This is a genomic window from Candidatus Nitrospira salsa, from assembly GCF_965152625.1.
Genome location: NZ_CBCUCO010000001.1, coordinates 99,183 through 112,553, shown reverse-complemented (window position 1 = coordinate 112,553; position 13,371 = coordinate 99,183). Strand labels below are relative to the sequence as shown.

Annotated in this window: 11 protein-coding genes; 5 read left to right on the top strand and 6 right to left on the bottom strand. The window is 44.8% G+C overall.

The window, feature by feature from the left end:
- Window positions 1–128: 128 nt before the first annotated feature.
- The gene (gene msrP / locus ACWQXP_RS00455; protein ID WP_454060864.1) at window positions 129–1,115 is read right to left on the bottom strand and encodes a protein-methionine-sulfoxide reductase catalytic subunit MsrP; all 987 of its coding nucleotides are present in this window, start codon (window positions 1,113–1,115) and stop codon (window positions 129–131) included.
- A 163-nt stretch (window positions 1,116–1,278) separates the two neighbouring features.
- Here msrP and ACWQXP_RS00450 point away from each other — a divergent pair, with 163 nt between their 5' ends.
- The gene (locus tag ACWQXP_RS00450; protein WP_454060863.1) at window positions 1,279–1,551 is read left to right on the top strand and encodes a SemiSWEET transporter; all 273 of its coding nucleotides are present in this window, start codon (window positions 1,279–1,281) and stop codon (window positions 1,549–1,551) included.
- Window positions 1,552–1,683: 132 nt separating this feature from the next.
- A complete protein-coding gene (locus ACWQXP_RS00445) occupies window positions 1,684–2,406 on the top strand; it encodes a pentapeptide repeat-containing protein (protein WP_454060862.1) in 723 nt (240 codons plus the stop codon).
- Window positions 2,407–3,009: 603 nt separating this feature from the next.
- Here ACWQXP_RS00445 and ACWQXP_RS00440 read toward each other — a convergent pair.
- Window positions 3,010–7,518 (bottom strand): hypothetical protein, encoded by a 4,509-nt coding sequence (locus ACWQXP_RS00440; RefSeq protein ID WP_454060861.1) that lies wholly within the window; start codon window positions 7,516–7,518, stop codon window positions 3,010–3,012.
- 436 nt (window positions 7,519–7,954) lie between these two features.
- Here ACWQXP_RS00440 and ACWQXP_RS00435 point away from each other — a divergent pair, with 436 nt between their 5' ends.
- Window positions 7,955–8,884 (top strand): hypothetical protein, encoded by a 930-nt coding sequence (locus tag ACWQXP_RS00435; RefSeq protein ID WP_454060860.1) that lies wholly within the window; start codon window positions 7,955–7,957, stop codon window positions 8,882–8,884.
- Window positions 8,885–8,919: 35 nt separating this feature from the next.
- On the opposite strand, the gene ACWQXP_RS00430 is transcribed toward ACWQXP_RS00435, so the two are convergent.
- The 4 genes from ACWQXP_RS00430 to ACWQXP_RS00415 form a co-directional block, all read right to left on the bottom strand.
- Window positions 8,920–9,582: a peroxiredoxin family protein gene (locus ACWQXP_RS00430; RefSeq protein WP_454060859.1), complete on the bottom strand. Its 663-nt coding sequence runs from the start codon at window positions 9,580–9,582 to the stop codon at window positions 8,920–8,922.
- Complete coding sequence (locus ACWQXP_RS00425; protein ID WP_454060858.1) at window positions 9,576–10,370, bottom strand: PEP-CTERM sorting domain-containing protein; 795 nt, start codon at window positions 10,368–10,370, stop codon at window positions 9,576–9,578. Before ACWQXP_RS00425 ends, ACWQXP_RS00430 begins: the two co-directional genes overlap by 7 nt.
- A gap of 483 nt (window positions 10,371–10,853) precedes the next feature.
- Window positions 10,854–11,102, bottom strand: coding sequence for a sulfurtransferase TusA family protein (locus ACWQXP_RS00420; RefSeq protein ID WP_454060857.1), 249 nt, complete (start codon window positions 11,100–11,102; stop codon window positions 10,854–10,856).
- A gap of 16 nt (window positions 11,103–11,118) precedes the next feature.
- On the bottom strand, window positions 11,119–11,649 hold the full coding sequence (locus ACWQXP_RS00415; protein WP_454060856.1) for a DsrE/DsrF/DrsH-like family protein: 531 nt from the start codon (window positions 11,647–11,649) through the stop codon (window positions 11,119–11,121).
- 167 nt (window positions 11,650–11,816) lie between these two features.
- Between ACWQXP_RS00415 and ftcD the strand changes: the two genes are divergently transcribed.
- A complete protein-coding gene (gene ftcD, locus ACWQXP_RS00410) occupies window positions 11,817–12,749 on the top strand; it encodes a glutamate formimidoyltransferase (RefSeq protein WP_454060855.1) in 933 nt (310 codons plus the stop codon).
- A gap of 52 nt (window positions 12,750–12,801) precedes the next feature.
- Complete coding sequence (locus ACWQXP_RS00405) at window positions 12,802–13,248, top strand: CBS domain-containing protein (RefSeq protein ID WP_454060854.1); 447 nt, start codon at window positions 12,802–12,804, stop codon at window positions 13,246–13,248.
- The last annotated feature ends 123 nt before the right edge of the window (window positions 13,249–13,371 follow it).

Here is a 13,371-nt window from a genome sequence, read left to right as displayed (position 1 = left end):
AGAGGAAAGAGTCGCATTGGTATAGTTCTTTTCGGTTGTGAAACACGAGAAGACATGGAGAGTGGTGATGGGCAATAATGGGATTTTCTTACACGTATGCAGATGAAAGATCTTGCCGTTAGAGGGACCTAACTATACAAGCTACCGGCCCATTGTGCATACCCGTTGAGGTATATCGTGGGACGGCGTTCGTTGGTGCCAATCATTTTTTCAGTTTGTTGGGACCATCGTGGGTGAGGAATGGCTGGGTTGACGTTTGCGACGAGACCATATTCTTGTGGTGCCATGGTGTTCCAAAATGTGGCGGGTTGTTCGGCTACAAACTCTATGGAGACAATGGATTTAATACTCTTGAATCCATATTTCCAAGGCGTGACCAGCCGGATTGGGGCTCCATGTTGTTTGGGCAGCGGGTGACCATAGACTCCGGTGACAAGCAGCGACAACTCATTCGTGGCTTCTTTGATGGAGAGGAACTCTCGATAAGGCCAAGGTCCATAGCCTCGTTGTCCCATAGCCACCTTCGGGGAGTAAAACGAGGTAAGGCGAATGTACCGTGCGGTGCTCACGGGCTCCACTTGATCGATCAACGCCTTGAGGGGAAATCCTGTCCATGGCACAGCCATGGCCCACGCTTCAACGCACCGATGGCGGTACATTCGTTCTTCGAGTGGCATCGTTCGAAGTAAATCGTCGACAGTCAGTTTTTTCGGCTTCTGAACTAATCCTACAACTTCAATGTCCCAAGGACGAGGTTGAAAAGGGCCAACGCGTCTCCAGATATCATCTTTGGCTTCGCTAAATTCGTAAAAATTATTGTATTGTGCGGCAATATGTTCAGCCGTCATTTGCCGGTCAAGTTCAAAAAGGTTGTTTCGTGGAGCGGGGTACACGTCCTTATCAATATCGGACAATTCATAGTTTTTCGGATTCTTGGAAAATCTCTCTTCGCTGACTTCGACAGAGCATCCTGGAAGACCGCTGCTTAGAGCGAAGGCTCCCAATCCCATCAGTTTAAGGTACGTTCGGCGGCTGACCGATTGATAATACAGAGACTCGGGTGTGGCCTCACGTTCAGGAATTCGCCAAGCTGGTGGAAGAATGATATTTGACATAGACTCTCTATATTGAATTACTGCTAGTATCAGGCTATCCTTGAATTGGGCTGAGGGTCAAGTTGTATTCTGATTGACAGAAGGTGTTCGGATTCCAATTCCAAGGGTGTGTGTAAAGAATAATCTCTAATGCGTTGCAGACAATAAAGAGGCGAAGAAAGCAATGGTGGATGTGACAACTGTACTGGGATTGATGGCCGGAGCCTTAACGACCACCGCATTTTTGCCTCAATTACTCAAAACATGGAAAACCCGTTCGGCGGACGATGTCTCGCTTGGCATGCTCTTAACGCTCTGCACCGGAATTATCCTTTGGATTGTCTATGGTGTGTCAATTCGTGATCTTCCACTCATTGTCGCGAACGCCGTCACATTTATTTTGGCGTTTACCATCCTCTGTCTAAAAGTTCGATATCGATCGCAACGTGTGTCTTGACTTTTCCTATTGCAATCTCCTTCCTGTTAAAGTTTTCTATGATCTTCTTTCAGCTTCTCCCCAGGAAGGGCGTTTGTGTGCAGACAATTGATTTTTTTACATACTGATCAGATTTTTGATACGAAAGAACATATGGCATATAAAGAACAATTACGATTAATCAGATTGGGAGTCGAAGTCTGGAATACCTGGCGTCTGGAGAATCCATCGATTCGCATTGATTTGAGTGGTGCTGATCTATCGGGATTGGAACTATCCAAAATCGATCTTAATGGGGCCGATCTTCAAGATGTGAATCTCGATGAGGCGAATCTTGTCGAAGCGATGTTGACTGGGGCCAACCTGTCAGAGTCGAGTCTTGTTGAAGCGAATCTCACTGGAGCAAACTTGAGTCAGGCAAATGTGAGTGACGCTGATCTTCTTAAGGTTATTCTTGTTCAAGCGAATCTCACCAGAGCTCATTTGGCAAAGACAGATTTCACTGAGGCTGATTTAACTGAAACAAATTTAACCGAAGCGAATTTGCATTTAGCTAATTTTTCAGGGGCGAATCTGGGAAATGCCAATTTCGAAGGAAGTAAAGTCCGAGAGGGTTGTCTTGTGAAGGCACATCTAGTTTGTGCAAATCTTCGTCATGCCGATCTCGCACAAGCTGATATGACGAAATCGAATTGCGAGGGAGCTAATTTCGAAAGAACATCATTGTTGCAAGTGAATTTTCAAGAGGCCAATCTACAGAGCCTTCAAAATGCGACGATTTCCCAGCTCTCCAAAGCGCACTCATTGGTGAAGGCGCAATTTGACTCGCAAGTCATGGAGTCACTCATCCAAAAATTTCCTCACCTCTTTCATTAATCCTAAATACGTCTTACAACTCCTTAGGGGGTTGTATCTTGCTGAGGCGCGACTCCTGGTGTCGGTTCCAAAGAAGGACGTTTGACGCAGCCCTCTGCAATCATGATCGGGAGAATCATGGTTATGAAAAGAAGGGAAATGAGAAAAGCATTTCTTATGAGAACTTGAACTTCAGTAGGAAAAAGCTGAATGAAGAGCTGCATGGGGTGGCCCTCCAGCTTGAAGGATGAGTATTCTTACTTCCTTATAGTTTAACAATTTTCACTACCGTAGTGAAGAAGGCAAGACCAAGGCCAATCTCACGGATCCCATTTCAGGGAATTCATTGGTTTCAAACGTAAGAGGCTTGCGAAGTAAATGAGTTTGCTATCGGGGACCAAGACGGCATGATTTTAACTACAAGGATTTGAGTTCTAGTTGGCAAAGTTAAATCCTGGTGTGGGATTTGCTTGAAGAGTGGTTAGTTAGGTTCACCCTATTTTTGTAAGGTGAATTAGTGGCCTCATTGAGATTGGTTAACAATCCACTAAAAACAACCAAAAACTAAGACTCATTTTTTCTATGATGCCAAGTAAATTACAGGCAAAATAATCATGAACTTTTCTAGCTGCTAGTGTCTATATGCCATTTCTTAACTTCCCATTTCTTTCTTCTCCATCGACATATGCTTGCGAAAGACCGACAGGAATAGTCTCCAAGTTTTCCTGAAGGCCAAGCATTTATCTCCCCAGCCACAATCCAGAGACATTCGAGCTTTTCACTTTCTAGAAAATCGAAAAACTTTTTTCTATCAATTAAAGCAGCTGGATGCGCTGTCGTACCAACGGTTGGATCCAGAAAAACGGTCTTACCATCGGTATTCGATATAAATTCCCCAACATGATCAAGGTTGGGTCCCAACCCAAGCTTTTGGCCGATCCAGGGATCCGGAATATAAATTGAAGAGCCTTCAGTAAGGCTAGTATCCAAATGGCTTTCCCAAACGTGTCTTGTGACAGGACGAATGTATTTAATGGCAGCCAAGTTCCCGAAGCCGTTGTCCTCGTAATCTTCACGGTGAGAGCTCCATGTGTTGCTCCATGGATATTCGCATAAGTAAGGGCCATCTGTTCGATCCATGGGGTCAAGTCCGGTACTGTCCGACAGTTGAGTTTTGTGTAGCTGTGACATCGAGCGGCAAACAGCATCCTTTTGGACAAGGATCGTAGACACTCGAACAAAAATTTCTCGTCGAGAGGAAATATCAATAACCTCACTTTCTTTCCTCTCTTCACGGACTCTAAAAAATCCATGTAAAAGAATCCAAGGAATTTCACTTTCAGAGACCACGTTAAGCCAGTCTGAAGTATTGGGTGGATTAACTGTGGACGGCCAAGTCGAAAGACATTCATCTGAAACTGGATGCAATTCCAAAGGTTTTACCGGCCACCAGGGATTATTGTTATTTAAGGGTTTCGGGTCGAGTAGAAACGAAGGTTCCACATCTCGGACGAACCAGCCTTCTGCAGGATGGTCGTATCTCTTTGCTCGCTCGGGCCATCCTCCAATTGTCCAAACGTTATCAGTTAAACGTGCGAGCAATTCATGAAGGGCAAGCCACTGATATTTTTTCCCTATTCTTTCGACTATTGGGCGGCTACGTCCGTAACCTTGATCTCTATCACTAGGGAAGCGTTTCTTATTCCAGCCAAAACTATAGGCTCTTTTGGTAATCCACCTTTTCGCGAAACTTGTGTCAAACGGTGGAAGATCACTATCTATTGGGTGAATTAGGTCTTGAAAAGTTTTTTTCTCGCTTTCTGAAAGTAACTCTACTAAATTATCTTTACATTTGTTCACACGTTCAATCTTATTAGGAGCATAAGAATGGGAAGGAAATGCAATCTTATTATCATTTCGCGTATTCACTCGGAGTGAAGAATTTTTCTCGTCTATAGCAACTTTAAACTGAGCGTACGCTTCCTGCTTCTGACTATCCCATGTTGCAAGTATTGCCTTAAACTGTTCCTGCTTCTCCTTCTTGATCAAGGGTCGTACTTGACTAAGGGAAATGTTTGTAAAATGGCGAACCGTTGCCCTAATTTCATAACGTTCAAAATCTCCAGACGTTAAAGCAGAACGAAGTATAGCTTTGTCGCCACTTGCCTCCGCAATGTTTTCGACTTCTTCCTGCATTACATCATCAAGGGGCCATTGACTATTATACGGTGGCCTGCATTTTTCAATGTCAATGTCGTCACCTGGGTAACCTTTGACAAAGGCATATTCGACAGCAGCTCGCGCATAGTCTCTCAAGTTAATGTTAAGAGGAGGAGTTTCGTCGGCGAAAATGGTCTGATAAATCACGCGAGCGGCTATATGTATGTGCTCATGACTCATATCTCTTGTTATGGCTCCAAGAACAGCTGCACAAAGACGTTCCATAACATAAAGATCGTCCACGTCTCGAAAGGATTGAAGCAGGTCAGCAATAAGTTCTGGGCGAATGATAAAGATTGAAATAAGCGCTTTCGTTGCTGTATCTCTAATAGGACGATTCGAACTTGACAAAACCCAACCCAGAGTAATTGCTGCTAGTCGTAATGTTTCAACCTCTGCATGTTGAAGATCGCCTTCTAACCCCCAACGTATTAACTCCCAAATAGGATGAGAATTATCTTTGGACAAGTGGTTAAACTTGATCGTCCAAAATGCATCGCGCATCGCCATTGGAAGATCCTGAAGTTTCTTGTTTAAAAATTCTGCATTCCACGGATGATCGCGTAAAACGGCAAGCCTAACTAGTATGATAAGTTTAGGATCGTTCCAATCGTTGGGGATTGAACTAAATAGTTCTAGCGTTCGAGTCGAAAAGGATTCTTTAGATCTCCAGAGAAGACTCTGTTCGAATACTCCAAATACTGAGTGAGTCAATAGACGTTCATCCATAAAGTCAGGTAAGACATCAGGAAGTTCCTTTCCAAAAAATTTCTCTGGTATCTGGACTGCGAGAGCATCCAAAAGTGACATCCAGCTAGATAACTTGTGTTTTTCAAACAGAAACCCCAATTGGCCGTGGGGTTGAAAAGCATCATCAACATTATCAACTTTATCTAAAAAGTCCTGAGCAATAAGATGGTCAGAAAAACGTTGATAAGTAAACCGAAAAATTTCTTCTATGTCTTGAAGAGGATCGTTACTTTCTGAAGAAAAAATATGGTCTCGTCGGAATGCCCCTTCTTTGGTCAACACAAAAAACCAAGTGAGTTGTGTGTTCGGCCCTTTAGATCCGAACTCAACCTCGCACACCTCCATGGCTGCGAGCTCATTAATATAATCCGTTTTATTTTCAGCCATCAACTTGGCAATTCTCCGGATCGAATTTTGTACTGCTTGTGATGGAATTTGTATTCCCGGAAAATTGTTTCTTAACTTCCTATCAATCTTTTTTAGGTAAAAGTCAAGAACCTGAAGGGAGCCATGCATACCTTTTGGAAATTCGCTAATGCCGAGTTCGCGAAGTGAGTCACAGCACGTTTTGAGAAAAAGAAAATTTGAAAACTCTGGAGCAATCCAAGGTAGGGCTGGTCTTATAATACCTCGCTTTTCCAGATATTGGATTGCAGCTTGCTCCTTCTCTTGAGGTGATTGAATCCCACAACAGGTTGCATATGCAATCTTCTTCCTAAGAGTACCCGGAATAAGGCAATCTTCATACTCTGGTCTAAGGCTCAAACCAACACTCAACCACTTGTATTTAAGGATGTCTGATACGAATCCAGAGAGTTGATCCTGCCAAATGCGAAGGTTTTGAGTTTCATTCAATGCATCGATGAGAATTATTAGTCGGGTCTTCGAAGCTTCACCAGATGCGTTCAATGCCTGAAGAACTTCCAAAAAGTCGTGGTGCCTCAGGTCCAAGTAGCTTAGAAATTCATGACGTATATCCCTTCCAGGAAAGTTTTGTCCTAGAACCAGGATTGCTGGAGAACCGTTATTCAGAACGGCGAAAACGGAGTCAGCAAATAAATGAGACTTACCCGAACCGGCCTCCCCAACGACCAGCAGAACCTGCCGAGAATCTGCTTCTACACTTATCTCGTTCTGGGAATTATCTCGAAGGTGAAACGGTGTGTGATCCAAATATGATTCAATGGTATTGAGGCACTCCAATCCTCTTCTTTTCCAATCCCTTAGCGAGTCACTGCCCTTGTTATCTTGGTTGTGTAGCCATTTATCAATTTGTTGTATTGCCTCAATGAGAGAGGCAATGGTGTCTGCCCAATCTCTAAGCGGGAAGGGATTTGCATTAAATGAATAAACTGTCTTCCCAGTTTGTTTTAGTTTTAAGTATCGATTTTCTAGATATTCAGTTAATTGTCCGTCGGGAACGGAATCCAGCCTTTTTATTGCGTCGTGAAGATCACTCAGGTCTGGAATATTATTAAACCAATTTGAGAGAAATTGAAGATAAGCTGGTGAACGTGCAAGTCCCTCAAAAGCCTTCGCTATGTCGACTTCGACATGATCCTCTGGCTGAAATCTTTCCCCTAGATCAGCTTTTACTCTTTCAAAAATATTTGTAAACCATTGCTGGTCAAATAGATTGGTATTGAACCAAAACAGTATTAGCCCACGATGCGTGGTATTAGAAACAAGTTTATCGGTAATGTCTGACTTCGTCCAAGGAATAAACTCGACATCCATTTCTTTCGCTTTAGCCCACTCATTCCATTTCGTTTTATGTGTATCCCAATGTTTCCAACCGGTTTTACCCCTTCTGAGTTTTCCACTTTTGTCTGTCAGATCACACGCAAGGGCAATGGTATACTTCCTCAGTTCAGGATGTTGTTCAATGGCAGTTTTAACGGATTTATCAATTTGTGACCAATCGATGTCCTTGGTGTAAAGGAAATACTTAGCTTGGTAACCATGCTTAGTATCGTCTTCTAGTGACCAATATACTTCTACTCCCCCATCGCCTCCTGCTCCTTCAACCCGACGACATTCTCCTTTCTCTGAAGAATATTCTCGTCGAGCAAGCTGGCACACAAGTTCTTCAAAGCCTTTGCGCTTGTCACCTTCATGGGACCTAATTTCGTGGAAATCGATCATTTGATCAGAATCTATCAAGAAAACTGTTCCCTTTATTGTCTAGAAAATTTTGAGTATATTCCATTTTCCAGTTCGACATAAGGAATGTTACAAAAGACCAGATTACAGAAAAAAGAGGTAGTCGCATTTTTGAGGAAATATCTTCTCATAGACCGCCGCCACCGTTCACTAAATATTTATTGAGCAATACTTAAGGCTAATAAAGGGAACCGGTAAAGTCCATATGAAATTGTGTAAGACAAGGGATTGCTATAAATACAGCGACTAAATTGCAGCAATAAGGAGTTCAAAAGGAGTTATTAAGGCTGGAATGAAACAACCCAACTCCGGAAAATATATCTAAAACAGGTTTTCCTCGTAAGGCCAGGGGCGGGGCCTGCCGTAAGTGCTTGATATTGTCTTTTCCATATTACGCTTCATTGCCAATTCCACCCTGGGCATCTACACTTTGATCATGTCAAAACAAGATGTGCCACAATCATTTCACAATCCGGAAGCTGCGGTCTTTCGACCAGGAGAGTTTTACGGGCGTGAGGGATTGGTTCGGAATCTACTCTGGCGGCTTGAACGGCGAGAGTCGCTGAGCATTTTCGGTGGACCGAAATTAGGGAAGACTTCTTTGCTGCTCCACTTGGCGTGGCAGTTGAACCATTCTTCATCGGCTTCCCGATCGAATGAGCCACGAGCCGTGTATTTTGATTTGTCCATAGCACAAGACCGAGAGCAGTTCATCGCGACAGCAGCGAATTCTCAATCGGTCTTGTTTCTCGATAATTGTGATTATATGTTGGCAGATGATCTCAATGTGCTTGCTCTATCCTCGATGGTGGAGCGGGGTGTGATCGTGTATGCAGGAGGCAGAGACTGGATGGAATTTGTTAAGAGCGGTGGATTCAGTGGATTCAAGCGTCAGCCTCGTCCTATTCCGTTGTCCGTCTTTTTAGAGAAAGAAGCCCACCAAGTTCTGGGTGAAGGTCTCTCCAGTGAACATCGAGTTACGATTCTCGAGCAGGCTGGGACTCATCCGTACGTTCTGAAAGCGTTTGGCTCGTTATTGTTGGCTGAGGGGAAACAATGCAAAAGAGAGGAGACGATCCAAAGGGCTGTGGCCTACCTTTCCCCATTTTTTCAGCGTTGTATTAAAGAAATGAAAGAGCCCATGGAACATGACGTGCTGGCTCATGTGATCAACGTCCGAGTTCCCATCAACCCAAGGGAAGTGGCCCGTTTCTTAAAATTGCCGACCATCAAACCTCTTGCGAATACTCTCTGTCTACTTGGATTGATTCGTCGGTGGATTCAGAATGAGGAAGCAACGCTCGGTGCGGGGTGTCGTCTCTTTAACGAGTGGTATGTGGAATCGAAGACGTCAGTCTCTACGTAATTTAGGTCTACGGTATGTTTGTTTGATTACTGACGTCATGTGGCTTCAGCTAGACATTGCTCAACCAGCGATTGCTGGTGTTCCATTTGTCCAAACGAGACATCGCGGAGCTGGCCTTTGCGGTCAAACAGGATGGCTGAAGGTGTACCTTGTAAGGAAAAGCGATCGAAGGTCTCGGCTTTCATGGTTTTTTGTTTCAAGTAATTTCGGACTTGAGTGAGGACATTGAGTTGCTGGTCTTCTGTTAATTCTCCAAAATTTGGCAGAATATCTTGAGCATACCGCTCCACTTTTTCGTGTGTGACAGGTTCGGATTCTGGGACGACGCGATCCATGCCGACAGGGAATGGTAATCGCCACTCAAGCTTGCCATCAGTCAGCATGCCTTGATGCGTTAAGGCTTTTAATGTTTCCCCAATCACTTCTCCTGTGTCGACCAATCGCTGTAAGTTTTCTATCGTATTTTTGTCATAATCCTCAAATGCTGTCGCGAGCCCAATGATGACTAACCCCTTATCCCGATAGCGTTCATGTAATTGAATGGCTTTTGGTAACGCATAGAGAAAACATCCAGGGCAATTCACCTGAAACACTTCGATTACGATAACAGAGCCTACAAGTTCTTCGAGTGTGATCGGTCCACCCTGCACCCACGTGTCGACAGAAATATCAGAAAGTGTGTGGGCGTTCATTAGCATGCCCTTTGCCTCCGGTGCCATGTTGCCAGACCGATGAGCCCTGATGTTAGTAACAGTAGGGTCGACGGTTCAGGTACGGGTTGCGAAGGTGTCGTGGATACCTGGTCCACGAGTAAGCCTGAAGAAGCTCCAACAAACCCGCTGTTGACGACTCCGAATCCTACGGTATAGTTGCCGTCGTTCGGAAGCATAAGGGAGACATGTCGAAACCCTGTTTCAAGGTTAAAGGGAGTAGGGGATGACCGGAAAGGATTAATCGAAACAAGTGTCTCTTCAGGGGCGTTAGGAATATCGAGTGTGTTGCTTAAGATTTTTCCAAAAGACAGGTTTGGCCCGGTCAGTGTGACAAACGAGACGTCGCGTGACGCATCTGGATCAACACCGCCACCCCAAAGTCCATCGCTGGTCAGAAAATTATATTGAAATGATAGGGTTTCACCTGCGGAAGCGTGAAAATCTTGCTTGATGGCTGATCCGTCCTTGGTCTCAAATGACGGCCCAGGCGAAGGGTGAATGGAATCCACAAGTCCTTGGGAAACGCCAAGGAAGGCCTCTATGTTATCGATGCTGGCTGTGTTCGTACTCGTGCCATCTTCTGTATTAAGAAATACCTGGAAGTTTCCCTGCTTGGGTCCGCTTCCAAATACGGATGTTTCAACATTGACTAACCCAAGCGTTTGCCAATGGTTAAGGTTCCCCGTCTCAAATCCACCATTACTGAGAGGAAGGGCCAATGCTGGAGAAATCCACGTAATGATAATACTCAAAAGTATAATTAGTTTTTGCATGATTGCCCTCCAGGGAATTTAGATGGAGTGGAAAATATGGAGTTATATAAGCTTAATCTAAGAAAGACGACTTTGCACAAAGATCAGGCTGAAAAAGTGATAAAATGGTGAGAAGTCTTGCGTGCCGATATTTTCAGAATCGTATCTTAATAAAAAACACAAAATATTGAAAGCATTCGTATTGCTAGCTTTTGTTCGTGTCTCAACAGATACTGCGCAGATGTTTTTCGTGAGAATCTCATGATGAACATCCCTGGGAAATGTTTAATTCCTAACACACGAATGGCAATGCGATCAGTGATGACTGTGCTGATTTGTGTAGCGTGTCGGTGTTTGGGTTCTTTCCACCTGGTGTGGGGGGAGATGAGTAGGAATATAGTCTCGTTTGCTTGCGCTAGACAGTTCGTACCCAACGTGGGAAAACGTAAAAGACCGTTGGCGCTTGAACACCAACGGCCTTTTTCCGAAATATTATACGGTAATTTACTCGCCAGATTTTTTGACGTAGGCTTTATAAACGTGGATGGAATTTTCGTCAGCTTCTTCTAAGCCAACCCATTCATGGCCGGTCGTTTCGCACCAGGCTGGCATATCCTTCTTAATGCCCTCGTCATCTGATGCGACTTCCAGGACTTGCCCAGGCACGAGTTCCTTAATCTTTTTAGAGGTCATGATAATCGGCATGGGACAAAAGTACCCAAGGGTATCGAGTTTGACATCGGATTCTATCATTGTGATTCCTCAATCGTTAAATAAACAAGTTAACAGAGCCATTTTTTGCTTCGGCAAGGTACGTAGAGACACCTGCTAATTGGTCGACGCCATCAATCAGGGTATCTTTCGAGATGCCCATCATTCCAAGGGTGGTTGTACAGGCAATCATGTTGACCCCAAGATCTTGAGCGGTTTCCAGTAATTCAGCAATGCCGGGCATCCGGTTATTTTTCATCACCTTTTTCATCATGCTGGTCCCGAGACCTCCGAAATGGAAGCGGGATAACGGGAGATTCTCGGTGCCACCCTTATTGATCCATCCAAAGGCTTTCCGCATCCAGTCTTTGGCCGAACTTGTTGTGTCCTGTTTGCGGATGATGTTCAAGCCCCAGAATGTAAAAAACATCGTCACTTTCATGCCCATGGCTGCTGCGCCCGTGGCAATAATAAATGCTGCCATGGCTTTATCCATGTCCCCACTGAGACAGACAATGGTGACGCTGTCTGGTTTTTTTTCTTTTAACTCTGCGAGCGCTGCTGTGGGCTCGAGCTGAGCAGAATTCATAGTTCACCTACCTCTATAAAGGGGAATATTTGTGCGATGACCTTATTCGTGTTGCTTATATTGACTATAGTATGGTGTATTTTTTGGTGTCAAGAAAATGCCTTAGACCTCAGTTTTTCTGCCCATGCGAAAAGAGTGAGAAATAACAGGGTCTTGAAGTCTCTCTCATGATGAAAAAACTCGTTGAATGTGTGCCTAACATCAGTGAGGGACGGGATCTCGACATTATTAATGCCTTGGCGGAGGTTGTGCAGCGTGTCGAGAACGTGGTCTTGCTTGATCGACATTGTGATATTGACCATCACCGTTCGGTGTTTACGATTGTAGGTATTCCGGAGGCAGTGCTGAATGTTGTGTATCAGCTTACCCGTCATGCGATGAAGTTGATTGATTTGTCAAAACATGAAGGCGTACATCCCAGGGTCGGGGTCGTGGATGTTGTGCCCTTTATCCCGCTTGAGGGTGTCACGATGGCTGAATGCATCACCCTGGCTCAGTGTTTGGGGAAAAAAATAGGCGAAGAATTAACGATCCCTGTTTTTCTTTATGCACAGGCTTCTCCCCTTAATCCGCCCCGATCATTAGAGGTCATACGGCGAGGTGGCTGGAGCGGTTTGTCGGAACGAATGGAAAAAGAAGGAGAGTGGCGTCCGGATTTTGGCCCCCAGAACCTACATGCGACGGCAGGAGCCGTTTCTGTGGGAGCCAGGGATTTTCTAATTGCTTATAATGTGCTGCTTCAATCGAATGATCTATCAATCGCGCAAGCAATCGCCAAATCCATTCGAACATCTGGAGGGGGCCTCTTATCTTTAAAGGCAATGGGGGTGGCCTTACCAAGTCGTGGAGTCGTCCAGGTCTCAATGAATTTAACGAATTATCAGGAAACCTCTCTGTACGATGCGTATTGTGCGGTGCAAGAAGGGGCCGAACGGTATGGTGTGGGGATTGAAGAAAGTGAACTGGTAGGGCTCGCTCCTCAGGCAGCAATCCCACCTGAATATATTAAAACTCTCAAGTTTAGGAACTGGAATCCCGACCAGACCTTAGAAACGAGGTTAGTACAGACTGGCTTCAAGTATTTCCCCTTGTTCTTTTAAGGGATAGAAGGCGAAGTCGGCAATGGTGATTTTTTCTGATATAGGGGGCACTATGGCAACAGTGGCATTTGATAAGGAAGGTCGAACCGCTCTTCGAGAAAGCAAATTCGGCCATATGACGGTCGGGGCCATCATGGAAGAAGATGTCCAATCTGCAAGTAAAGATGTGAAGGCGGAGTTTGTCGCTTCTCTCATGATGGAAGGTTTTGGATCCGTGCCGATCGTGGATGCTGCTGATCGCTTACTCGGGATCGTCTCAGAATTTGACCTGTTGAATGCTGTTCGGAAAGGACGAAAATTGGCCGATGTGACCGCAGGCGAAATTATGACCCCGAATCCTGTCTCAGTGACGAAAGATACCGATGTGCTGACTGTGATAGATGTACTCCATAACAACCACCTCATTCGCGTTCCGGTCATCGATTCCGCTGGTCGATTAGTTGGAATTGTGGCACGACGTGATGTCCTGCGCGGATATCTTCAGAGTTCGTATTTGTAGAGTACAACACTTTTCTTCGTCGTGTGTGCTTTCACCGTGCCCTTCTTGGCGTATACCTCATAAGTAAATGCGTTAAGTCTCTCCTTGTTCGTTCATCGTATCTCATTGGAGAACGAGCACTCC

Coding starts and splice junctions, on each gene's coding strand:
- msrP (WP_454060864.1), bottom strand. CDS start 1,115: ATGTCAAATATCATTCTTCCACCAGCTTGGCGAATTCCTGAACGTGAG.
- ACWQXP_RS00415 (WP_454060856.1), bottom strand. CDS start 11,649: ATGAATTCTGCTCAGCTCGAGCCCACAGCAGCGCTCGCAGAGTTAAAA.
- ACWQXP_RS00420 (WP_454060857.1), bottom strand. CDS start 11,102: ATGATAGAATCCGATGTCAAACTCGATACCCTTGGGTACTTTTGTCCC.
- ACWQXP_RS00435 (WP_454060860.1), top strand. CDS start 7,955: ATGTCAAAACAAGATGTGCCACAATCATTTCACAATCCGGAAGCTGCG.
- ACWQXP_RS00430 (WP_454060859.1), bottom strand. CDS start 9,582: ATGCTAATGAACGCCCACACACTTTCTGATATTTCTGTCGACACGTGG.
- ACWQXP_RS00450 (WP_454060863.1), top strand. CDS start 1,279: ATGGTGGATGTGACAACTGTACTGGGATTGATGGCCGGAGCCTTAACG.
- ACWQXP_RS00445 (WP_454060862.1), top strand. CDS start 1,684: ATGGCATATAAAGAACAATTACGATTAATCAGATTGGGAGTCGAAGTC.
- ACWQXP_RS00425 (WP_454060858.1), bottom strand. CDS start 10,370: ATGCAAAAACTAATTATACTTTTGAGTATTATCATTACGTGGATTTCT.
- ftcD (WP_454060855.1), top strand. CDS start 11,817: ATGATGAAAAAACTCGTTGAATGTGTGCCTAACATCAGTGAGGGACGG.
- ACWQXP_RS00405 (WP_454060854.1), top strand. CDS start 12,802: ATGGCAACAGTGGCATTTGATAAGGAAGGTCGAACCGCTCTTCGAGAA.